The sequence below is a fragment of the Candidatus Palauibacter soopunensis genome (assembly GCF_947581735.1).
GTDB classification, from domain to species: domain Bacteria; phylum Gemmatimonadota; class Gemmatimonadetes; order Palauibacterales; family Palauibacteraceae; genus Palauibacter; species Palauibacter soopunensis.
Genome location: NZ_CANPVT010000045.1, coordinates 1 through 22,649 on the forward strand (window position 1 = coordinate 1; position 22,649 = coordinate 22,649).

General features: G+C 67.2%; 15 protein-coding genes and 1 tRNA gene. 9 read left to right on the forward strand and 7 right to left on the reverse strand.

Features of this window, described 5'->3' with window-relative positions; all coding sequences use genetic code 11:
* Positions 1–85: 85 nt before the first annotated feature.
* On the reverse strand, positions 86–1,861 hold the full coding sequence (locus tag RN901_RS11735) for a chlororespiratory reduction 6 domain-containing protein (RefSeq protein ID WP_310758472.1): 1,776 nt from the start codon (positions 1,859–1,861) through the stop codon (positions 86–88).
* A 116-nt stretch (positions 1,862–1,977) separates the two neighbouring features.
* On the opposite strand from RN901_RS11735, the gene RN901_RS11740 reads away from it, so the two are divergent.
* Both RN901_RS11740 and RN901_RS11745 read left to right on the forward strand, forming a co-directional pair.
* The gene (locus tag RN901_RS11740) at positions 1,978–2,508 is read left to right on the forward strand and encodes a hypothetical protein (protein ID WP_310758473.1); all 531 of its coding nucleotides are present in this window, start codon (positions 1,978–1,980) and stop codon (positions 2,506–2,508) included.
* Complete coding sequence (locus tag RN901_RS11745; protein ID WP_310758474.1) at positions 2,474–4,042, forward strand: DUF6119 family protein; 1,569 nt, start codon at positions 2,474–2,476, stop codon at positions 4,040–4,042. The genes RN901_RS11740 and RN901_RS11745 overlap by 35 nt, the downstream gene beginning before the upstream one ends.
* A 293-nt stretch (positions 4,043–4,335) precedes the next feature.
* Here the strand turns inward: RN901_RS11745 and hydA are convergent, their stop codons facing one another.
* Together hydA and RN901_RS11755 are read right to left on the reverse strand one after the other, a co-directional pair.
* Positions 4,336–5,805 (reverse strand): dihydropyrimidinase, encoded by a 1,470-nt coding sequence (hydA, locus tag RN901_RS11750; RefSeq protein WP_310758475.1) that lies wholly within the window; start codon positions 5,803–5,805, stop codon positions 4,336–4,338.
* Positions 5,806–5,878: 73 nt separating this feature from the next.
* Positions 5,879–6,361 carry a hypothetical protein gene (locus RN901_RS11755; protein WP_310758476.1) on the reverse strand — a complete coding sequence of 161 codons (483 nt, stop codon included), beginning with the start codon at positions 6,359–6,361 and terminating at the stop codon, positions 5,879–5,881.
* 211 nt (positions 6,362–6,572) lie between these two features.
* Here RN901_RS11755 and RN901_RS11760 point away from each other — a divergent pair, with 211 nt between their 5' ends.
* Positions 6,573–6,833: a hypothetical protein gene (locus RN901_RS11760; RefSeq protein WP_310758477.1), complete on the forward strand. Its 261-nt coding sequence runs from the start codon at positions 6,573–6,575 to the stop codon at positions 6,831–6,833.
* Complete coding sequence (locus tag RN901_RS11765) at positions 6,824–7,219, forward strand: type II toxin-antitoxin system VapC family toxin (protein WP_310758478.1); 396 nt, start codon at positions 6,824–6,826, stop codon at positions 7,217–7,219. Before RN901_RS11760 ends, RN901_RS11765 begins: the two co-directional genes overlap by 10 nt.
* A gap of 24 nt (positions 7,220–7,243) precedes the next feature.
* On the opposite strand, the gene RN901_RS11770 is transcribed toward RN901_RS11765, so the two are convergent.
* The 4 genes from RN901_RS11770 to RN901_RS11785 form a co-directional block, all read right to left on the reverse strand.
* Positions 7,244–9,979, reverse strand: coding sequence for a TonB-dependent receptor (locus tag RN901_RS11770; RefSeq protein ID WP_310758479.1), 2,736 nt, complete (start codon positions 9,977–9,979; stop codon positions 7,244–7,246).
* A gap of 128 nt (positions 9,980–10,107) precedes the next feature.
* Positions 10,108–12,465 carry an SLC13 family permease gene (locus tag RN901_RS11775; RefSeq protein WP_310758480.1) on the reverse strand — a complete coding sequence of 786 codons (2,358 nt, stop codon included), beginning with the start codon at positions 12,463–12,465 and terminating at the stop codon, positions 10,108–10,110.
* Between the two features lie 60 nt (positions 12,466–12,525).
* Positions 12,526–12,600, reverse strand: a tRNA-Ile gene (locus RN901_RS11780).
* A gap of 86 nt (positions 12,601–12,686) precedes the next feature.
* Positions 12,687–14,261: an alkaline phosphatase D family protein gene (locus tag RN901_RS11785; RefSeq protein ID WP_310758481.1), complete on the reverse strand. Its 1,575-nt coding sequence runs from the start codon at positions 14,259–14,261 to the stop codon at positions 12,687–12,689.
* Between the two features lie 69 nt (positions 14,262–14,330).
* Here RN901_RS11785 and RN901_RS11790 point away from each other — a divergent pair, with 69 nt between their 5' ends.
* The 5 genes from RN901_RS11790 (at position 14,331) to metG (ending at position 22,622) form a co-directional block, all read left to right on the forward strand.
* Positions 14,331–15,353 (forward strand): DUF4837 family protein, encoded by a 1,023-nt coding sequence (locus tag RN901_RS11790; RefSeq protein WP_310758482.1) that lies wholly within the window; start codon positions 14,331–14,333, stop codon positions 15,351–15,353.
* Positions 15,354–15,403: 50 nt separating this feature from the next.
* The gene (gene dnaE / locus RN901_RS11795; protein ID WP_310758483.1) at positions 15,404–18,922 is read left to right on the forward strand and encodes a DNA polymerase III subunit alpha; all 3,519 of its coding nucleotides are present in this window, start codon (positions 15,404–15,406) and stop codon (positions 18,920–18,922) included.
* Positions 18,923–19,056: 134 nt separating this feature from the next.
* Complete coding sequence (locus RN901_RS11800) at positions 19,057–20,004, forward strand: acetyl-CoA carboxylase carboxyltransferase subunit alpha (RefSeq protein WP_310758484.1); 948 nt, start codon at positions 19,057–19,059, stop codon at positions 20,002–20,004.
* Positions 20,001–21,065 carry a regulatory iron-sulfur-containing complex subunit RicT gene (gene ricT, locus RN901_RS11805; RefSeq protein WP_310758485.1) on the forward strand — a complete coding sequence of 355 codons (1,065 nt, stop codon included), beginning with the start codon at positions 20,001–20,003 and terminating at the stop codon, positions 21,063–21,065. The genes RN901_RS11800 and ricT overlap by 4 nt, the downstream gene beginning before the upstream one ends.
* A 33-nt stretch (positions 21,066–21,098) precedes the next feature.
* Positions 21,099–22,622: a methionine--tRNA ligase gene (metG, locus tag RN901_RS11810; RefSeq protein ID WP_310758486.1), complete on the forward strand. Its 1,524-nt coding sequence runs from the start codon at positions 21,099–21,101 to the stop codon at positions 22,620–22,622.
* Positions 22,623–22,649 lie beyond the last annotated feature (27 nt).

Here is a 22,649-nt window from a genome sequence, read left to right on the forward strand (position 1 = left end):
CCCCCCCCCCCCCCCCCCCCCCCCCCCCCCCCCCCCCCCCCCCCCCCCCCTGTCAGGTGATTACCGTACTGGTACATCCTGGGCGCTATTGAACCGGTTCGAACTGTCCGAAGTACTCGGCGACGTTGCCGCTTATCTCGACGTTGAACTTCTCGTCCAGGGAGTAGTTATCGAACAGCCAATTCAGCGCGCTGTAGTGACGGTGCAGGAAATCAAGGAGGTCAGGACCAAAGCTGATGACCCCCGGCCGTACCGGCGTGACCGAACACAGGCAGGATGCGATCACCCCCAGCGTCACTCCGTCCGTGGAAAGGAAATAGAACCAATAGGGAAATGCTTCATCCAGCTTGGCGCAGAAGCGCCTCACCTCCGGGATGTCACGTAGTTCTCGCGGATCGTTGGAGTACCCGAGAAAGGCCAACTCTACGCGCCCCCGAAACCGTTCGACGGTGTCCTGGTCAGCGAGCACACGCGACAGGGTTGCGGTCGTACCGGACACGTCGAGGGCTTCCACATCTGAGCGATCTACGACCACACGCAGCCAGTCGACATCCAAGTCTTCCCCGGAACCCATTCCAGCAACCTCTGCGCTTATCGGATCGCCCGATATGGGACGGGAAATGATGTGGCTGCCCTCCGTGACCGCCTGAGCCGGTTCATGCGTAGTCGGGTCTGCCGCGTTCCCTGTTGCGGTTGGATCGTACAGCACCGTCTTCCTCGTACGAAGGCCGAATCGGTTACGTGGGAACACACCCACCGCGCGGGCGGCTGCGAAGATCTCCCCCAACGTCGCCACGAAGCTCTCCTCATTGGTCCGGAAGAACGTAAGCTGGTGGAATTCACTATGATCCATCAGTAGACAAGGAGTGCCCGTCTCGCCGTATACGGTAAGGACAGGTGGGCTACAGTCTGGGCGGTCAGGGTCGAATAACTCTTTGACGATGACGAGCCCGAAGACATCGCGGCCGGACATGGCCACCCGACGGCGCTTCCCCTCGGTGACGATCTCGATGGACTGAGCAGATCGAAGGTGATTGATGGACCCCTTCAACTGAGTACTCGCCCTCCTTACATGCTTGACGGCAGTGGCCCTCTTGCGAACGATCTTCCGTGTCAGTCCGGCCTGCGTACTTGGGCTGCCCTTGGCCTGAATCAGCAGTAGAGTCTTGGTCGTGGCAACGAGGACGTCTACGAACTCTCGTCCGTTGTCGGCGCGAATCGGGTTCTTGAAGACCCGGGCACCTCCGAACGGGCGATGGAGAGCTGTGGCGATGTCGGGCTCGTTGAGATCGCCCGGGTTCGCGACGTCCTCAGCCAAGTTGTCGGGGAACCGCCGCTCCCGCAGGTGGATCGTGAACGCATTGACGTCGTCACTCCGCGAACGCGCACCAAACCAGGCTTGCAGGTCGTCGACGACTTTCCGGGCGCCAGCGACGGTTAGGGACGTGAAGCGCATCGTGTTCGAGACGGCACGGAAACGATGAGCACTCGGATTCTCGGCTCGGAAGCCCAGCAGTTCTCGACCTAGCTCGTCGAAGAAGTGGACGTAGAAGGAGTCCGACGAGAGGAGCAAGAGGAAGTCGCGGGCCATCTCCTCGTCGAGGGGCGTGCGGATGACCAGTGGCTCGTCGCTGTCATCGAAGAAGGCTGTCACCAGACCATGCGTAGCTACATCGTCCACGTGGACGGGAACCCAATAGAAACTGAACCCTCCCCGTAGTCTGGCCGTTTGGGCCATCTCTCGCGCGGCCTTCACGATGAGGATGATCCGCGAGTCACGACCGCGGCGCATGGGCCATACGCCTCCCGGCCAGTCCGCGAGTATGTCTTGAACCTCCGGGTTTGTAACGGTGAGCCGCATCAGGGAGTCTCCAGAGGGTTGCCTAGTTGTAGGTGCTACCAGGGCTGTTCACCGGATCGACGCGCAATCTGCGAGTTCCTGTCAGAGAGCTCACACCCTACTCGTGGGAGGATCCGGTGAGCGTGCACAAGGATGCGAGGTTGACGTCCGCGGGGCGAGCCACACCGTCACCCGCGGCGGATCCCTCGCCAGCGCCGCCGCCAGATCGAGCGGTTGAGACGGGAGCGCTGGAGTTGTCCCCGGATCGACGGCGACTGGAGCAAGACAGTGAAGGGTGGGAGTACTACCACGCGCCGGTCAATGACGCGTCGCGGATCGCCTACGGGGAGGTGCTGTCCGGCGAACGGAAGGAGGACGCGGTGGCGTTCCTCCTGCGCGTGGTCGCCTTCTTCGGGCGTCAGGGCGTGAAGATCAGCCAGCTCATGACCGACAAGCGGGGGCTGCTACGGGTCGAAACGGTTCCAGAGGACGCTCCGAGAACTTGGAATCGGCCACATCTTATTCACAGAAACGCGCGGTGGTGGCTTTCCGAGGTGTTCCTGATAAATTCCGGCCGCAAAGAGGCCCCGCATCCGCAGCCCAGGACTCCTCCGCGAGAGGCAGGCGATATCCATGAAGTCGGTGACACTCAGGACCTTCGCGCTTAGGGCAGGTTTCACAGAGCCCGCCGACATCTTGAAGGACTCGAGTAGCTGTACGCCCCATGAGATTTCCGTCGGCGGTAGCCGCATCGGAACCCTCTACATCAAGAACTCAAGATTGACACGGCCTCAGTGGCTTGATTTCTTCGATGAAGTGCCTGAAATCAAGGCACTGGATCTATGGAATCGGAGCCACTCGGCCGTTCTCCTGGTTGAAACGGCAGGCAGAAGGTTCGCCCTCTCCTTCGGGTATGGTTACTCGATGATCGAGCCTGCCGCCATCACACGGCGCTTCGGGTTGCGGGCCGCCTTGAATCTCGTCGACCCCGATCAGATCAGGTCGATGGACCGGAAGCGTCTTGAGTCAGTGGCGATGTACACCCGTGAGCAAGCTGGTCGCGGTTCAGGTCTCAACGCGTTTACGATTGACGCCGAGCGTGAGTTGCTACGGTCAATCACCGGAGCGAGCAAGGACCAAGGGGTAGGGACGCGCGTATCGGGGAAGGACGCCTTCGCCATCACGGGGCGGACGGAACTCAGTGAGGTCCTCGAAAGCGTGGCGTCTTGGTATGAGCTGAGTCAAAGGGACGAGTACAAGGGTTCGTTCCTCTGGGTGGACAACATCGCTGAAGAACGCGACCCGACCAAGAGTCTGAGCTTGGACAGCGCTCTTGAAGCGCGGATCCGAGATGGCGACCTGGAGAAGATTTGGCTCATGCCGCCCGAGATACTGGACTGGGCCGATATCGACGGTTTCAAGTTCAGAAACAAGAACCAGCCGCTTTGCCAAGAGCTTGAGTTCGACATCTACTTCGCTGACAGGTACCGGAAGCAATCCGAGGCGAGTATCAAGAAAATGAAGGACGACAAGGTGCTGGCCCAGTCGAATGAAACAGGCGCTGCCGACCCTCGGTGGAGCGTCTACGATTGCCTGTATGCAGAGGTGAGGCTTGAGGATGACTTGTATATCCTTGACGAGTCGCAGTGGTATCGTATTGACCGGGGCTTCGCAGATGAGGTGGCGGGGTTTCAGTCCACGATGGTGGCCACTGGCGTGTCTCTACCGGCGTGTGAGAGCGAGAAGGAGGGCTGCTACAACGCAAGAGTGGCCAAAGAGAGCAACGACTCGTTGAGGTTGATGGACAAGAAGACGGTGAGTTCTGGGCGAGGGCGGGGCACGGTTGAGATTTGCGACCTCTACCATCCTGTCGAGAAGATCTTCGTGCATGTGAAGAAATACAGTTCGTCGAGCACGATGAGCCATCTATTCGCCCAGGGCTACGTTGCAGCTCAGAGCCTGCTCTACCATCGTGACTTTCAACGCCGCGCGATCGAGAAGTTCCCCGACGGCGGCCTTCCCGAGGGCGATTTCGATCCCACCGAATACGAGGTCGCATACGCCGTGATAGCCAAGACGGGACAGGATCAAGTTCAGCTCCCATTCTTCAGCCTCGTGAATCTCAGGACTGCTGCTCAGACGTTGGAGAGGATAGGGTTTAAGCCGACCCTAACGGTGATTCCGAACCATGTGTCCACCTGAATGTACAAGTACGGTATGTACAAGTACGGTATTCACCTGACACCCGGCTTCGCCGAGATCAGCGCTCCAGGCTGCCGTTGTCACTTCCTTTCCGGTTGACTTCTTCCGGCTCCTGGACGTCGGATTCCGTTCCTGAAGACATGGTACGGGGTCCGCGCCTCCATGCCGCAGCCGCGCTCGATTGGACCGGAGCGCTCGTCGCGCGGACGACTGACTGGCGAACTCTGCTTTCACAGCCGGGGCATGAGGTGAGAACGCAGATCGACTAGGCTGATTGACGGTCGGCTCGCGCGCTACGGCGCCCGCCACCTCCCGCGGCGCAGCAGTTCACCGCTACCCGGCCCCGCCAGGATCTCCCCGTTCTCGTACACCACCTCGCCGCGGCGGAGCGTCATCACGGGCCAGCCTGTGACCTCCCACCCCGAGTAGACCGAGAAACCGGCGCCGGAGAACATGTCCTCGTCGCGGATGGTGCGCGTCTCGTCCGGATCCCAGAGGACGATGTCGGCGTCCGAGCCCACCGCGACCGTGCCCTTGCGGGGATAGAGTCCGAAGAGCTTGGCGGCGTTGGTCGAGGTCACCGCCACGAAGCGCTCCTCGGAGATGCGCCCCTGGACGACGCCCTCGGAATAGAGCATCGGCCGCACCACCTGGAGGTTGTTCAGGCCGGCCCGGTGCCGGCTGATGGTCTGCGACGGGTCCATCTTCTCGTCGCGTCGATAGGCGACGTGGTCCGTGGCGAGGACGTGCACCGATCCGTTGGCGATGCCCGCCCACAGGGCGTCCTGATCGGCCTGCTCGCGAAGCGGCGGCTGTCCCACGTAGAGCCCGCGGTCGGGGCCCTCGAAGCGCTCGCGCGTGAAGTGGAGGTAGATGGGGCGGGTTTCGACGAACACGTTGAGCCCCCGGTCCCGGGCTTCCTGCAGCACCCGCAGCGCGCCTGCGGAGGAGACGTGAACCGCGTAGATGGGCGCGGCGGTGGCCTCGGCCATGGCGACCGCGCGCTGGGTGGCGACGACTTCGCCGACCACCGGCCGGCTGTCCGGGAAGTACTCGAGCGAGGTGCGTCCGGCGGCGGTGAGTTGGGCCACCGCGCGGGCGAGGATGGGCCCGTCCTCGCAGTGCACCATGCTCAGCATGCCGGCGCGCCCGGCCGCGTCCATGGTCGCCATGTAGTCGGGCACGGCGGCGTCGAACAGGGTTCGCACCATGAAGGTCTTGGTGCTGGTCTGGCCGGTTTCGGCGGCCAGGGTGGCCATCTGGTCTTCCTGGGCTTCGGGGTCGTTGATGCCCGCGTGCAGGATGACGTCCGCGATGGCCTGCTCCCGGATGAGCGCCGCCTCGCGCTCGATCGCCTGGGCGAGCGTCCGCCCCTCCGCCGGGAAGGCGAAGTTCGAGATGGTGGTGATGCCTCCCGCGAGCGCCGCCTGCGACCCGGTGCGGTAGTCGTCGCGTGTGCGTCCCCCCAGGTGGACGTGCGGATCCACCCCGCCCGGCATGACGAGCAGCCCGGTGGCATCGATCTCGCGGGCGCCGGCCCCCGCGGCGAGCCCGGTCCCGATCTCGACGATGGTCCCGTCCCGCACCCGCACGTCCGCGTCGAACCGTCCCTCCGAGGTGACCACGGTGCCCCCGCTGATGAGGATCTCCTGGGGGGCCGTGGCGGCCTCGAGCGGGGTGGTTGCGGCCAGCGTTGCGAGGAGTACGGCAGCGGTCGCGGCGGAGTGGAGCGGGTGGGCGGCGAAGTCCTTCGAGGCGGCCATGGGATCCTCCGGGCGGCGGCGGCGCTGACGGACACCATAGCCGGGCCGCTCGACGGATCGCCAGCCGCCCGGTTTAGTGCTCGTGCACGTGCACGTGGAGGGGAGCGGTGACGAAGTCGGCGTGTCCCGACCCGACGGCGCCGTGCATGAGGCTGAAGGTAAGCTCGGTATCGCCCTCCGCCCCTCCGTGCAGGTGTCCCCCGAACTCGCCGGGAGTGTCCTGCTCGAACTCCGCGATGGACTCGTTCGCGACGTCCACCCTCAGGTAGAAGTCACTGCCGAGCGTAACCGCGTGCCCGTCGTGGTCTGTGAACTGCACGCCGATGTGGGCGGTTTCCTCGCCCGGCTCGACCTCGAGTTCTCCGGTCCACGTCCCATCGTGCCCGTCATAGGACGCGACGGTCTGGCCGCTGAGCGACAGGGTCACGCCCTCGACTTCGTCGGCGTGAAAGTCGTCGTCCATGGGCTCCATGGGGTCGTCGCCGCCGCAGGCGCCAAGGACCAGCAGTCCCGCGGTCGCCAGGACGAGTGGCAGTTTCCGTTGAAGATGTCTCACGTTCTCACCTCGTTCCGTTGATTGGATCTGCCCGCCTCGGGCATGACCTCGACGGTAACGATAGCGGATTATCAATAACGGTCAAGAAGGCTGCCGTTCCTCTCCGGCAACGCGAACCGCACCATCCTCACCGGTCGCTTGACCGTTCACAGCGGCGATTCGTATTGTGAGTCAGATCAAATCATAATATGAGTCATCGTGGGATCAGGATATGAAACAGCTCACCGTTAGAGGCCTCGGGGACGATCTGACCGGGGCGATTCGCCGCCTGGCGAACCGCGACGGCACATCGCTCAACCGAGCCGCCGTCAAACTGCTGCGCCGGGGGGCGGGGCTGGAGGGTAGACAGGCGGCCGACGCGGTCGGGTCGTCGCTGGATCGCTTCATCGGCTCCTGGAGCGACGCGGAGGCGGACGAGACCGAACGGGCGCTCAGGCACTTCGAGACGATCGACGAGGCCATGTGGGATTGAGGGTGCTGCTCGACTCGAACGCTTATGTGCAGCTCATGCGGGGGAGCGAGAAGGCAGCCGGGATCGTGCGGAGAGCCGAGGAGGTTCTGCTGTCGACGATCGTGCTCGGCGAACTGCTGTACGGCTTCCGCTACGGCTCGCGCTACGAGCGCAACGCCCGCGCGCTGCGCGCCTTCCTCGACAATCCCTACGTCACCGTGGTGCCGGTCGATAAGACCACGGCCGACCGGTACTCGAGAATCGCGGCGGCTCTGCGTGCAAGGGGCCGCCCGATCCCCACCAACGATATCTGGATCGCCGCCCACGCCATGCAGACGGGAGCCGACCTGCTGTCGGCCGACCGCCACTTCGAGCACGTGGAAGGCATCGCCTGGGTCCGCCTCTAGCACCATGACCGCACATCGCCGCTCTCAGAAATCGTAGCGCAGCCGCAACAGAGCCAACCTCCCCAGCTCCGGCGCCCCCACAAACTCCCGGTGCAGGTTGTTGAGCAGGTTGTACACCGTCAGTTCCAGGCGTGCGTTAGGCTGGAACGGAAGCTGATAGCCCGTCGTCAGGTCCAGGACGTGGTACGCGTCCACGGCCCCGGCGAACACGCCCGACCTCATGTCGAACCCGTCCGTGAAGCGCCAGCGCCCGTCGAGCACGAATCCGCGGGCGCGGTCGGTGAACGCGAACCCCACGGACCCCTTGTGGCTCGGGGCATTGAGCGCCAGGTCGTCGCTTCCCGGGCAGTCCCCGTCTTCGTCGAAGTCGAAGCACTCCTTGCTCTGGAAGGAGTAGGCCGCAGTCAGGCTGACCCGGTCGGAGACGATGAACTGGGTGGAGAAGTCGGCGCCCCAGTAGCTGGCCGAGCCGAAGTTGCGCGAGGCCATCAGCAGATCCGGCGCGTCGAACTGGTCCGGAGTGACGGCGCCGACCGGGACTCCGGCGAGACCGGCGGCCAGTTCGGCGATCTGTTCGGTCGTGACATGCCCGGCTTGAACCAGCGGTCCGAGACGGCTCGCCAGGAACGCGCCCGTGGAGGCCGGGTCGAGGAAGACGTTGGGGGATTCGACCTTCAGCGCGCCGACGAAATTCTCGACGTTGGCGAAATACACGTCGACGGCCAGCCTCACGCGGTTCCGGATCAACCCCTTGTACCCCGCCTCGATGGTGTTGAAGACGGTCGGCACGAGTTCGGGCAGCTCGACGGGCCCGGAGTCTAGCGGAAATACCTCTCCACCGGCCGGTCCGAGCGCGTCGGTGTTGAGACGCCGGAAGACCGTGCCCAGTGCGGGATCGGTGGGCCGCGCGCCGGGTTCCAGCAGCAAGGGGCGCAGCGCTGCGGGCGCAAACTGCTCGATCAGCGAGTCCCAGAACAGCGCGGCGTTGGCGGGGAGTTGGCCCGGGAGGAACGGGGAACGCATGCAGTGCCCCATGAATCCCCCCTGGCACCGGTCCGCGAAGGTGATGCCCCCGGAAGGGACGCCGTGTGCACGCAGCGTGTATCCGACGCCCGGTGCGATCGGGAGCATGCCGGTCGGGATGTCCAGGAACAGGGCAGACGTCGAGGGCGTCGCGTACGCCTGATTGTAGGTCAGGCGCAGATTGTGGCCGTCCTCGGGACGAAACACGAGAGCCGCCCGGGGGGAGAGGTTGACGTCCGTCAGGCGGTTGTGGTGGTCGGCCCGCAGTGCGGTCACCAGGTCGAACCGGTCGCCCAGGCGAGTCTCGGAGTGCAGATAGACGCCGGTTTCGACCAGCAGATCGTCGTCCTCGTTGCGACCGTAGATCGTGCCCTCGGAGCGCGGCTCGGTGCGCTGCCAGTCAACCCCGTAGGTGAAGCGCTGCCGGGGGCCCAGGTCGAACCCGTGCTGCAGCTGGGCCGCCATGGTGCGCGACCGGTCGACGATCAGCTCCCCGCTCCGCAGCAGATAGCTGTTGTCCCCGGAGTGCGTCTGGTTGAGAAAGAACTGCGCGAACAGCCGGCCCTTGAGCAGCCGCGCCTGCCCGTAGCGGTACTGCCAGTCGTGCGTCTGCGCGGACCCGATGCTGGTGAGGTTGATGCTGCTCAGCGAGTTGTTGACACCGCCCGACAGGATGAATTCGCCGTCGTCGGAAAACCGGAAGTCGGTGCGGAGATCCGCGAAGTAGCGCTCGTTGACCGGGTCGCGCACGCCGATGCGCGGATGGCCGGGGCTTGCCTCGCGCGCCGCCTCTTCCCAGGGGTCCACATACTCCCAGTCGTTCCCCCGCAGGTATTGGCCGGAGAGCTTGAGCCCGAAGCGCTCGGACACGGCGGTCGCGCTCCGGAAGAGCAGCTGGTATACGGACCGCTCCCCGCCGGCCATGGACACCGTCGTGCCCGGCTTGTCGATCGGCGAGGACGTGATGATGTGCATGACGCCCTCGGCCGCATTGGGACCGTAGAGGGCGGCCCCCGGTCCACGCGCCAGCTCGATCCTCTCGATGTCCATGTCGGTCGTGGGGATCATGTTGATGGCGTTGATCCTCAGCGCCGGGATGCGCGCGTAACGGTTGTCCACGATGCTGAGCAACCGGCCGGACGAGACGTTGTTGAATCCCCGCACGACCACGTAGCTCTGCGTGAGTCCCGTGCTCGCGAGGTCGACCCCGGGCAGCGTCCTGATGTGGTCCGCCGGCGTGCGCGCGATCATCCTCGAGATCTGCTCGCCGGTGAGCGTCGAGACCGAGGCCGGGGCGTCGAGTTCCTTCTCCTCGCGGCGCGACGCGGTGACGACCAGCGGGTTCAGCGCCAGCGCGCGGGAGCGGAGTTCGACCGTGACGGTTTCCGTTCCCCCCGCCTCGACGCTGACTCCGTCGATACGGGCCGTCTCGTAGCCGATCCGCGTCACGAGAATGGAGTAGGTGCCCGCCGGGACCGTGACCGTAAAGGCGCCGGACTCGTTGGCGATGACCGGGCCCGATTGCCGGCCGAGGACCTCGATGGCGGCGCCGCTCACGGGGCCGCCGGTCTCCAGGTCGGTCACCCGGCCCGTGATGTCGGCCTGCTGGGCGAGGACCTGCAGGGGGCTGAGCATCGCCAGAGCCACGATGGCGAACGTCCATTTCCGCCCCGGCTTCAACCCCGGCGCGTTCAGCATCTCCCTGCCGTTCGTGTGGTACTGGCCTCGACTCGTCATGGCCGGCTCCCCGGTTGCTGCTGCGATGGTCGATCCCTGCTCTCCCGCCATCCTGCAAGATAGCAAAGACGCCAGCCCCGGTAGAGCCTCGACCCGGTCGTCCGCAGGCTCCGTCGACGCGTCGGGCTTCAGCCTGCCGGCACCAGCGGCCATACGAGGGGCAGCACGGTCAGGACCACGGCCATGACCAGGATGAACAGCGGGAATCCCGCCTTGATGAAGTCGACGAACCGGTACCCTCCGAACCCCATCACCAGCAGGTTCACCGGGTGTCCCACCGGGCTCATGAAGGCGCAAGAACTTGCGACCGCCACCGTCATCATCAGCGCCTGCGGCGAGAGCCCTTCAGTGACGGCCGTGCTGAGCGCGATGGGCGACATGAGGACCGCCACCGCGGCCGTCGGCATCATCTGAGCTGACAGGGCGGTAATCAGAAAAAGTCCCGCCACCACCGCCAGCGGACCGAAGTCCGCCAGCGATCCCAGCACCGCCTCGGCCACCAGCGCGGCGGTTCCGGATTCCTGCATCGCCATCCCCAGGCTGAGCATCCCCGCGATCAGGACCACCGCCTTCATCTCGATGCACCGATAGGCCTCTTCGATGTTGAGACAGCCCGTGAGCACCATCAGCACCGCTCCGATCGGCGCCGCGATGAAGATGGGCAGCAGGCCCGAGACCACCGAGGTCAGGACGCCCGCCATGATGAGGGCGCTGACCGGAGCCTTCCCGCTTCGCACCACCTCCGCCGCTCCCTCGGTCATGACGAGGAAGTCCGGGTGGTCCGCCAGCAGCGCGAGCTTGCTCCTGTCGCCGTGCAGCAGGAACGCATCGCCCGGGAGCAGTTCCATGCGCCGGAGCCCGCTCCGGTAGATCTCTCCATTCCGCCATATCGCCAGGATGGAGACGCCGAAGGTTTTGCGGAACTTGAGTTCCTCGATCGTCTTCCCCGCGAACGTCGTGCGTGGAGAGAGCGACGCCTCCGCGAGGCCGACGGTGTCGGACTCCAGTCCGCTCACGTCCAGCGGGCGGTTGTCGCCCACGGTCAGTCCCTGGAGACCCTCCAGGATCTCGAGATCCTCGAACCGTCCCCGGAGCAGGAGGACGTCCCCTCCCTCGAGTCTCGTATCGGGGTCCGGCATGAGTAGCTCTTCGTCGGCCCGCAGGATGCCCACGACCGTCAGGCCGAACGCATCGGCCAGCCGGGTTTCCGCGAGCAACTGGCCGGCCAGGAGCGATTCTTCGGAGATCCTGACGCTCTGGATCCTGCGTTCCATCTGGTAGCGGGAGATCAGTTCGTTGGCCGCCACGGAATGGATCGCTCCGAAGGTCCTGTCCTCCTCCAGCGCGGCGAGTCGCCCGCTTTTCGCCGCGACCAGCAGGCGATCCCCGGGAGCGAGCGTCATCGACCGCAGTCCCGTGCGGCGTACCTGATCGCCCCGCAGTATCGCGAGGACGTGCAGGCGGCGGGTGCGGCGCAGGTTCGCCTTCTGAACGGTCTGCCCGATGAGCGGCGAATCTTCCGGCAACTCCAGTTCCGCCACCTCGATCGAGGCATCGGCAATCCGCTCCAGCGTCCGGTCTCTCGACTCGATCTGCAGGTGCTTCCACGCGCGCAGGGCTTCGAACCTGTCCAGGGTTCCCTCGACGACCATCTCGTCTCCCCCGCTCAGAACGAAGTCCGTCCCGGGAGCGAGGATCATCTGCCCGCTTCGCTGCACGGCGACCACGTTGAGGCCCAGGGCCTGGCCCAGGCGGCTCTGCTGCAGCGTCTTGCCCGCGAGGGTCGAATCGTGGGGCGCCTTCAGCATGCCGATCAGGCCGCCCAGGTCGTAAAGGCCGCCGAGGTCCGCCGGAGTCGATTCCTTCTTCGGATCGCGGTCCGGGAACAGGCGCCGCCCCAGGAAGGTCATGTAGACGATCCCTGCGGCCAGCGCGGTCAGCCCGACCGGTGTGAACGAGAACATCCCGAACGGCTCGAACCCGGCATCCCGCAACGCCCCGTTCACGAGGATGTTCGGCGCCGTTCCGATCAGGGTCGTCATCCCGCCGAGCAGGGAACCGAAGGCGAGGGGCATGAGCAGCTTGGAGGGCGGCGTCCCCGTGCGGCGGGCCATGTCCAGCACCACCGGCAGCATGAGGGCGGTGATCCCGATGTCGTTCATGATGCCCGACAGGAGGCCCACCGTGGCCATCATCACCGCGGTGAGACGGCCGACCCCATCGCCCGATGCCGCCAGCACCCGCTGCCCGATGAAGTGAGCCACCCCGGTCCGCATGAGCGCGCCGCTCAGGACGAGCACCGAAGCGATCGTGATGACCGCTTCGTTGGCGAAGCCCATGATCGCCGCCTCGCCCTCGAGGATGCCGGTCACCACGAGCCCCAGCATCACCATCAACGCGACGAGATCCACCCGGATCTTCTCGGTGACGAACAGCACCACCGCGACCAGCAGGATCCCCCCGACGACGAAAACCTCGAAGTTCATTCAGGGGGTCCTGGGGCGCGGGAACGCAAAAGCGGGAGTTGCCTCCGGTGGTGGGAAGTATGGGCCCGGGTAGATTTGAACTACCGACCTCACGCTTATCAGGCGTGCGCTCTAACCAGGCTGAGCTACGGGCCCCGAAGAAGACCGGCGCACGACCGCTTCGCGTAGGCGGAGGGTCGGGCGCCGGGCGGCGTCCATCCTAAGGACACCGCGCGGCGGGTTCAAGTTTCCTGGGCGCCGGGGGTTCCGTTCTCGACGACGTAGCTGGCGCGCGTGGTGATCGGGGCGTCGGGGCGGGTGACGTAGGGCATCACGCGGAAGTCGGTGCGGAGGCGGGCGGGGGAGAGGCGGCAGCGGACGTAACCGCGCTGGGCGTTGAAGAACTTGATGTGGGGGTTGTGGCCGCGGGCGTTCTCGCCCTGCGGCCCCGTGTCGACGCCGTCTCCGCTCGAGCTGATGGACGTGCCGGCGAATTCGGTTCCGACGATCGGAGAATCCGCGCGCTCGAAGTCGAGTTTGAGGTCGTTGACCCAGTTGGTGTGGAGGTCGCCGGTCAGGACGACGGGGTTCGAGGGGCGGCGCTCGTGGAGGAAGGTCATGAGGCGGTCGCGGTCGGCGGGGTAGCCGTCCCACTTGTCCATGGCGAGGGTGAGTTCGTCTTCGCCCTCCAGCAGCCGGGCCATGAAGACCTGGTTGGCGAGGACGTTGTAGCGGGCGGGTGACGAGTCGAGTCCGTCGAGCAGCCAGTCGGCCTGCGACGCTCCGAGGATCGTGGCGCCCTCCGCGTGTTGCTCCGCGCAGGGGGGCTGCCGGCGCCCGCCGCACGGCTGGAGGGTGCGGTACTGCCGGGTGTCGAGGACGTGGAGCCGCATCAGCGAGCCGAAGTCGAGGCGGCGGTAGAGTTGCGCGTCGGGGCCGCTGGGGAGCGACGTCCGGCGGAGGGGGAAGTTTTCGTACAGGGCCTGGAAGGCGGCGGTGCGGCGGGCGAGGAACGCCTCCCGGGTCATCTCCTCGGTGTTGTGGTCGCCGGCCCAGTCGTTGTCCACCTCGTGGTCGTCGGGGGTGAAGACCCACGGGGCGGCGGCGTGCGCGGCCTGGAGGTCGGGATCCCTCTTATATAGGGCGTAGCGCGCGCGGTAGCCGTCGAGCGTGCGCGGTTCCTCCGTGTCGTGGCGTCGCACGAGGTCGTCCCGTTCTCCGGGACCGCTCTCGTAGATGTAGTCGCCGAGGTGGATGACGAGGGCGGGGGACTCGGCGGCCATGTGGCGGAAGCCGGTGTACCAGCCGCGCTCGTAGTGCTGGCAGGAGACGAAGACGAAATCGAAGCGGTCGGGCAGGGTGCCGGGGGCGGGGGCGGTACGGGTGCGGCCGACTGGACTCGTCGCCCCGGCGGCGTGGAATCGGTACCAGTAGTCGCGGCCGGGCTCCAGGCCGTCCACTTCCGCGTGAACGGAGTGGCCGAGTTCCGCGAGCGCCGCGGCCTCCCCCCGCCGCACGACACGCCCGAAGCCATCGTCGGTGGCGACCTCCCACCGAACGGGGACGCCGGCGCCGGGATCGCCGGGCAGGTCGAGCAGCCGCGTCCACAGGACGACGCCGTCGGCGGCCGGCTCGCCGGAGGCCACCCCGAGTTCGAACGGAAACCGGTCGGCGGAAGCGGAGTGGCCGACCGCCACGCGGATCCCGCCGCCGTTCGCCCGGGCCGCCGCCCCGAACTGCGCGAAGGGAAGCGGCGCGAGCGCGCAGAGCGCCGCGGAACGCGACCACGCGGCGAGAAAATCCCGGCGCGTACTCACGGCGAAATCCGTCCCGCGAGGGCCTCTGTTCGATTGCCGCCGCCAGCCCGCCGGTCTAGCTTCACTCGCATGAAAATCCGTCCCTTCGGCGCCCCGATGGCGCTCCTCGCGGCCGTGCTCTTGAGCCTCTCCGCCTGCAGCAAGCAGACGGCCTTCGGAGAGGCGAACAGCCTCATCATCCTCGCCCCCGACTCTCTCTCTCTGCAAGTGGAGGAGGAGACCCGGCGGGTCCTCGAACCCACGATCTTCACGAGCCGGGACGAGAAGCAGTACGAGGTGAGTTTCGTCGATCCGGGCCACGAAAACGCGGGCGATCTGAAACGGTTCCGTAACCTGATCGTGTTCGGGACGGCGGACGATCCCCTCATGCTCGAGGTGGCGGCCGAGGCGGGCCAGGATCTCGCCGCGCTCGAGCCGGGCCGCGTCTTCCAGGCGTCGAACGTGTGGGCCCTGGCCCAGACGGTGACGGCCGTGCTGCTGCGCTCCGGCCGCGAGACCGAGTCGTGGGTGGCCGCCCTGCCGTCGGTCCTGAACGCGGTGGACACGAACTACCGCGAACTCGTGCTGCGGCGGATGTTCGCGACGGCCGCCGACACCGCGCTCCGGACGGATCTGGGGCGGCGGTTCGGGTTCTCGATGCTCGTCCCCGAGGTCTACGACCGGATCGCCCGCGATCTCGGCGGCGGCGACAGCCTGGTCATCCTGCGCAACGACAACCCGGACCCGAGCCAGCTCATCCGCTCGGTCCTGATCGCGTCGCGCACGGGCGTCGACTCGCTGACGAGGGAACTGGCGCTGGAGTGGCGGGCGGAGATCGACGCCACGCACTACAACGTCCCGCAGCGGATCGACGACTCGAATTCGAGCGTGGTCAGCTTCATGTGGGAGGGCCGTCCGGCGCTGGAAGTGACCGGCGTGTGGCAGGACGAGTCGGGCGGATTCCCCGCGGCGGGCCCGTTCATCGTCTGGCTGGTCGACTGTCCGGCGCGCACGTACTTCGTCGATGCGTGGCTCTATTCGCCGAACCGGCCCAAGTACGAGTACATGCTGCAGTTGCAGGAGATACTCGGGTCGTTCCGCTGCGTCGAGTAGCCGAACGCCACAGCCAAACCTGACACACCTGGCCGGACAGGGTCGCCTGGATGCAGTTCGTTCACCTTCACACACATAGCGAGTACTCGCTCCTCGACGGCGCGAACCGGATCGACGACCTCGTCGACCGCGCGGTCGAACTCGGCATGCCCGCCCTCGCCCTCACGGACCACGGCAACCTCCACGGCGCGTGGGAGTTCCAGGAGAAGGCCCGCGCCAGGGGGATCAAGCCGATCATCGGCTGCGAGGCCTACGTCGCGTACGGCGACCGCCGTTCCCGCAAGCTGGAGGAGCGAGCCCCGGCCCACTACGCCCACCTCGTGCTGCTCGCCGAGAGCGCGCGCGGGTACTCGAATCTCATCAGGCTCTCCTCCATCGGGTACACGGAAGGCTTCTACCGCCGCCCCCGCGTGGACCACGAGGTGCTCGAGCAGTACGCGGACGGGATCATCTGCCTCTCCGCCTGCCTCGCCGGCGAAGTCGCGCGCTACCTGCAGCACGAGCGGTACGACGACGCGAAGCGGGCGGCGGAGTGGCACGCGCGGGTGTTCGAGGGCCGCTACTGGCTCGAACTCCAGGACCACGGGATCCCGAAGCAGGACGTCGTGAACAAGGGGATCATCCGGCTCTCCGAGGAACTCGGGCTCCCGCTCGTCGTCACCAACGACGCGCACTACATGCGGCGGGAAGACGCGGACGCGCACGACACGCTCCTCTGCATCGGGACCGGAAAGGACAAGGACGACCCCGACCGGCTCCGCTTCCACGGCGAGGAGAGCTACTTCAAGACCGCCGACGAGATGGCGGAACTCTTCCCCGACCTGCCCGGCCTGCTCGCCGAGACGGTGAAGATCGCCGAGCGCTGCGACGTCCAGTTCGAGAAGCAGTACCGGCTGCCCGATTTCCCGCTCCCGGACCGCTTCGCCGAACCCATGGCGATGCTGCGCCACGAAGCGACGGAAGGGGCGAAGTCCAGGTACGGCGATACCCTGCCGGACGAAGCGCGCGAGCGCCTCGACTACGAACTCGGGGTCATCGAGAACACGGGGTACGCGGGCTACCTGCTCATCGTGTGGGACTTCATCGTCGCGGCGCGCGAACGGGACATCCCGGTCGGCCCCGGCCGCGGATCCGCTGCGGGGTCGATCATCTGCTACGCGCTCGGCATCACCGACGTGGATCCGCTCGAGTTCGACCTCCTCTTCGAGCGCTTCCTGAATCCGGAACGCGTCTCCATGCCGGACATCGACATCGACTTCTGCTACGAGCGCCGCGGCGAGGTCATCGACTACGTGCGGGAGAAGTACGGACAGGCCTCGGTCGGGCAGATCATCACGTTCGGGACGATGAAGGCGCGCGCCGTGATCCGGGACGTGGGCCGGGTGCTCGGCTTCTCGCCCTCGGACACGGACCGCCTCGCGAAGCTCGTGCCGTCGACGCCGGGGTTCTCGCTCACGGTGGCGCAGGCGAGGAAGAAGGTGGGGGAACTCGCCGAGAGCGACCGCGAGGACGCCCAGGTCAGGAAACTCCTCGACTACGCGGAACGCATCGAGGGACTCTCGCGCCACAGTTCCGTGCACGCGGCGGGCGTCGTGATCGCGCCGGGACCGTTGGACGACTACGTGCCGATCTGCTCGGACACGAAGAGCGGCGCCGTGATCACGCAGTTCGACATGAACGCGCTCGAGAAGGCGGGCATGCTCAAGATGGACTTCCTGGGCCTGCGCACGCTGACCGTGATCGACGACGCGGCGCGGAACGTGGAGGAACGGCACGGGATCCGCGTGGACTGGGAGGAGATCGGCCTCGCCGACCCCGCCGTGTACGAGATGCTCGCGGCCGGCCGCACGAGCGGCGTGTTCCAGTTCGAGTCCAGCCTCGCGACGGACAAGCTGCGCGCGATGCGCTGCGACCGCTTCGACGACCTCGTCGCCGTCAACGCGCTCATCCGCCCGGGTCCCCTCGATTCCGGGATGACGGACGTCTACATCAAGCGCAAGCGGGGGCTCCAGGCGGTCGACTATCCCCACCCCGACCTGCAGGAGGTCCTCGAGCCGACGTACGGGGTCATCACCTACCAGGAGCAGGTGATGCGGGCCGCGAACCTGCTCGCCGGGTTCTCGCTCGCCGAAGCCGATGTGCTCAGAAAGGCGGTCGGCAAGAAGGACGCGGAACTCACGGACCGCGTCCTCGGGGAATTCGTCAAGCGCGCGGTCGAGCGCGGCGTCGCGAAACCGAAAGCGGGCGAGATCGCCGAACTCATCCGCACCTTCGGCCGCTACGGCTTCAACAAGGCGCACAGCGTGGCGTACGCGCTCCTCTCCTACCGGACCGCGTGGCTGAAGGCGCACTACCCGGCCGAGTTCATGGCCGGCCTCCTCTCGTCGGAAATCGGGAGCACGGATGCGGTCGTGTCGTACATCGCGGCGGCGCGCTCGCTCAGGATCCGGGTGCTTCCCCCCTCGGTGATGGAGTCCGGGTATCGCTTCACGGTCGTCGACGATCCGGAGGACGCCGGCAAGTCGGCGATCCGCTTCGGGCTCGGCGCGATCAAGGGCGTGGGACACTCCGCGATCCGGTCCATCCAGGCGGCCCGGGAGGAGGCGCCGTTCGAGAGCTTCCTCGACTTCCTCGAGCGGATCGACCTGCGGCTCAACAACTCGCGAGTGATCCAGGCCCTGATCGGGGCCGGGGCGCTCGACGACCTGGGCGACCGCGCCGCCCTCTGGGCCGGACTCGAGGTCATGCTCAACGAGGCGCAGTTGCGCCGGCAGGAGGCCGAGAGCGGGCAGACCAGCCTGTTCGGCGGCGACGCGGCGGAGACGCGGCCCGAAGTCGAACTCCCGGTCGTGTCCGCGTGGAGCGAGCGCGACCGCCTGCGCGAGGAGAAGGAACGCCTCGGCTTCTACATCTCGGGGCACCCGCTCGAGCGCTACCGGGATCTCGTCGACCTGTACGCGCAGCAGGCGAACACGACGAACCTGCGCGAGCACCGCGACCGGAACGTGGAGATCACCTGCGTCATCACCGAGACGTCCGTGCGCACGGCGCGCAAGGACGGCCGGGAGTGGGCGCGCCTCACGATCGAGGACTTCCACGGGACGGCGGCGACGCTCGTATTCGGCGATGTCTGGCAGAAGCACCGCGATATCCTCACGGACGACCGCCCGGTCCTGATCACGGGCACGGTGTCCGGCAACTCGCGGGACGACGACGATCCGCCCATCTTCCTCGACTCCGTGCGGGCGCTGTCGGAAGTGCGGGACGAGGGACAGTTCGGGATCCTGATCGAACTCCGCGACGACGAACGGCTGGAGCCCGGCGCGTTCGAAAAGGCGCGCGCGTTGATCGAGGCCTCCCCGGGACGCGGGCCGCTCTACCTGGATGTGAGGGCGGGCCGGGGCCAGGAGAACGGCGGTGCGAACGGGGATCCCGGGATGCCGGAAGACGATGCGCGACCCTCGCGATTCGCGTCGCGGTCGCTGCGCGTGGCCCCGACTCCGACCCTGGTCGAGGAGCTGCGTGGACTGCTGGGCGGAAGCGGCGTGAGAATGGTCCGGAATCGCTGACCGTTCCACCCTCCTTCGGCCGCCCGCTGGCCGGATCACCATCGGCGGGCCCATTTTATGCAGACGCCTTATGCAGTCGGCCGACGGCAGGATGACGGATGGCTGTCGGCTTCGGGACCGAGAGATGATCGCGTATGTCGATAGAACAGGAAGGTCTGGCCGAGCTCCGCAGCCAGGTGAAGGAGCTTCGGAACAAGGCCAGGGAGCGCGGAATCGACGTGAGCGCCGAGCTGGGGCCGCTGGAAGCCCAGCTCGCCGCCGCGCACGATGAGGCCATGGCCCGGCTGTCGCGTTTCGACCGCGTAAAACTCGCCCGCAACCAGGACCGCCCCTTCTCGCTCGACTACATCCAGGGGATCGGCACGGATTTCTTCGAGTTGAGAGGCGACCGGGTGTTCCGCGACGATCCGGCCATCGTCGGCGGCTGGCTCAAGCTCGACGGCCGCTCGGTCATGGTCATCGGGCACCAGAAGGGCCGGGAGATGAAGGAGAACCTGCGCCGCAACTTCGGTTCTCCCCATCCCGAGGGATACCGCAAGGCAAAGCGCCTGATGCGGCTGGCCGAGAAATTCGGCCGTCCCGTCGTCACCTTCATCGACACGCAGGGCGCGTATCCCGGCATCGGCGCCGAAGAGCGCGGCCAGGCGGAAGCGATCGCCCGCAACCTCGCCGTGATGGCGGGCCTGCGGGTCCCCATCGTGAGCTGCGTCATCGGCGAGGGCGGCTCGGGCGGAGCCCTCGGCATCGGCGTGGCGGACCGCGTCCTCATGATGGAGAACGCGATCTACTCCGTGATCTCGCCCGAAGGGTGCGCCGCGATCCTGTGGCGGAGCCGCGAGCACTCCGACAAGGCGGCGGAAGCGCTCAAGCTCACCGCCGGCGACCTTCAGGACCTCGGCGTGGTGGACCAGGTCATTCCGGAGCCGCGGGGAGGGGCGCACGCGGATCCGGACGCCGCGGTCGAGGCCATGGGCGCCGCGATCCGGCGCCACCTGCGGGAACTCGCCAAGCTGGAACCGGTCGACCTGGTCGAGTCACGGCGCGACAAGTACTACGACATCGGCGCCTGGGAGGAGAGGTGAGCGAGGGCCGGCGGCCGCGCCCCGTGCGGCCGGCCCCTCCTCGTCCCGCGCGCCCCGCCGGGGAGTCCGGCAACGGCGCCTCCCGCGAGCGCCCGCCCCGGCCCGAGCCCGTGGCGGCCCCGAGCCCCGCGGCGCCCCCGAGTCCCGTCGCGTCGCCGGATCCCGTCGCGTCGCCGGGTCCGGCGGCCGGAGGCCCGAGCCAGGTCCTCGAGGTCCGGTTCAAGGGCCTTCGCTCCGACTTCTTCGGCTTCAGCGGCGCCCCCCCGCTGACGGAGCGGGAGTACGTCGTCGTGGAGGCCGACCGCGGGCAGGACATCGGGTGGGTGAAGCGCGCGGCCGCGACAGGGGACTTGGCGTGCGAGGGGGGGTGCGACGCCGTGGGCGAGCGCGCGGTCCCGCCGCCGTCCCGCCGCGTGATCCGCCGCGCCGCGCCGGCCGATGTCCTGCGGCTGCAGCAGCTGCGCGACCAGGAACTCGAGGTGCGCCGGCGCACGCGCGAACTCGCCATGAAGCACCGGCTGCGGATGAAGGTGAGCGAGGCGGAGTGGCAATGGGACCGCAACAAGCTCACGGTCTATTTCACCGCGGAGAAGAGGGTGGACTTTCGCGCCCTCGTGCGGGACATGGCCCGCTCGTTCCGCACCCGGATCGACCTCCGCCAGATCGGGGTCCGCGACGAGGCGCGCCGTCTCGGGGGGATGGGCCGCTGTCGCCGCGAACTCTGCTGTCGCTCGTGGCTCACGTCCATCGAACCGGTCACGCTGCAGCTCGCGAAGGACCAGGGCCTCTCGCTCAATCCAAGCCAGATCTCGGGCGCCTGCGGCCGTCTCATGAACTGCCTCCGCTACGAGCACGCCGTGTACGCGCAGGCCAGGAAGCGCTTCCCGCCCGTGGGGAAGACGATCCGGACCGCACAGGGCCGCGAGAACGTGAAGTCGTGGGACCTGTTCGAGGAGACCGTGTCGCTCGAGGCGGGGGACGGAGAGACCCGCACGATTCCGCTCGCACAGCTGAAGGACGAGAGGCGCGCCGCGCGCCGCGCCGAGCTGGACCGCCGCTAGCAGCCCGCGACGAAACCCCGACACGGACTGCCAGTGCCCCGATTCTATCTCACGACGGCGATCGACTACTCCAACGGCGACCCGCACCTGGGGCACGCGATCGAGAAGATCGGCGCCGACACGATCGCCCGGTACCGGCGCGCCTGCGGGGACGACGTCCATTTCCTCATCGGAATGGATGAACACGGGCAGAAGGTCCAGCAGGAGGCGGAGAAGCAGGGATCGGCCCCCGCGGAATGGGTCGACCGGATCGCCGAAGCCTTCCTCGATGTCTGGGGGCGCCTGGACCTGTCGAACGACGACTTCATCCGGACCTCGGAACCGCGCCACCACCGCGGCGTCACCGCGCTCATGGAGCGGATCGCCGGGAACGGGGACTTCCGCCGCTCGAAGTACGAGGGCCACTACTGCACCGGGTGCGAAGCCTTCAAGAAGGACGATGAACTGGCGGACGGACGCTGTCCGCTCCACCCCGGGCGCGAGGTCGAGTGGACGGAGGAGGAGAACTGGTTCTTCCGGCTCTCCGACTACCGGGACACGCTCCTCGAACGTCTGCGGAACGACCCGGACTCCGTGCGGCCCGCGACGCGGCGCAACGAGATCACGCGGCTCCTCGAGTCCGGCCTCGACGACATTTCCGCCTCCCGCTCCCGGATTCGCTGGGGCGTCCCCTTTCCGGGGGACGAGGAGCATACGGTCTACGTGTGGTTCGACGCGCTGTCGAACTACATCACGGCCATCGGCTACCCGGACGGCGAGGCGTTCGGGAAGTTCTGGCCCGCCGACCTCCACATCATCGGCAAGGACATCACCCGCTTCCACTGCGTGTACTGGCCGGCCATGCTGCTGGCGGCGGGCGTGGAGCCCGCGAAGAGCGTGTGGGGCCACGGCTTCATCACGATCAGCGGGGCCAAGCTCTCGAAGTCGGCGGGGACGGAACTGGGCCTCATCGAACTCATCGAGCGGCACGGGCCGGACGCGCTACGGTACTTCCTGCTGCGGGAGGTGCCCTGGGATGGCGACCGCGACTACCCGTCGACGGAGGCCTTCATCGAGCAGTTCGACCGCCGCTACACGACGGATCTCGCGAACGACCTCGGCAACCTCCTGAACCGCGTGGTGTCGATGGTGGCCAGGTATCGCGGAGGCGAGGTGCCGCGGTCGCAAGGCGGAGCACTCGCGGAAAAGGCGGCGCTCGCCCTCGGGGACTACCGCGCGGCCATGGAGGGCTATCTGCTCCATCGGGGCCTGGCGGCGGCGTTCGACGTCGTGCGCGCGGCGAACGGGTTCGTGGACGAGACGAAGCCGTGGACGCTGGCGAAGGCGGAGCGCGACGAAGGCGCGGACGCGGGCGCGCTCGACGGGGTGTTGTCACAACTCATCGGGGCGCTCGGCGCGGTGGCTGCGATGCTCGCCCCCTTCACGCCGGCGAAGGCCGCCGAACTCTGGGGCACCCTGGGGGGCGACGGATCGCCGCCGGCTTTCGAACAACTCGAACCGTCCGTGGCCGGGCTCAGAACCGTGCGCCCGGGCGGCGTGCTCTTTCCGCGCCCCTGATCGCTCGCCCCGTCTCCGCACGGCCCA

Excerpts from the sequence above, each read along its gene's own strand:
- dnaE (WP_310758483.1), top strand. The coding sequence starts at position 15,404 with ATGCAGTTCGTTCACCTTCACACACATAGCGAGTACTCGCTCCTCGAC.
- RN901_RS11790 (WP_310758482.1), top strand. The coding sequence starts at position 14,331 with ATGAAAATCCGTCCCTTCGGCGCCCCGATGGCGCTCCTCGCGGCCGTG.
- RN901_RS11770 (WP_310758479.1), bottom strand. The coding sequence starts at position 9,979 with ATGACGAGTCGAGGCCAGTACCACACGAACGGCAGGGAGATGCTGAAC.
- RN901_RS11775 (WP_310758480.1), bottom strand. The coding sequence starts at position 12,465 with ATGAACTTCGAGGTTTTCGTCGTCGGGGGGATCCTGCTGGTCGCGGTG.
- RN901_RS11735 (WP_310758472.1), bottom strand. The coding sequence starts at position 1,861 with ATGCGGCTCACCGTTACAAACCCGGAGGTTCAAGACATACTCGCGGAC.
- RN901_RS11800 (WP_310758484.1), top strand. The coding sequence starts at position 19,057 with ATGTCGATAGAACAGGAAGGTCTGGCCGAGCTCCGCAGCCAGGTGAAG.
- RN901_RS11745 (WP_310758474.1), top strand. The coding sequence starts at position 2,474 with ATGAAGTCGGTGACACTCAGGACCTTCGCGCTTAGGGCAGGTTTCACA.
- RN901_RS11760 (WP_310758477.1), top strand. The coding sequence starts at position 6,573 with ATGAAACAGCTCACCGTTAGAGGCCTCGGGGACGATCTGACCGGGGCG.
- hydA (WP_310758475.1), bottom strand. The coding sequence starts at position 5,805 with ATGGCCGCCTCGAAGGACTTCGCCGCCCACCCGCTCCACTCCGCCGCG.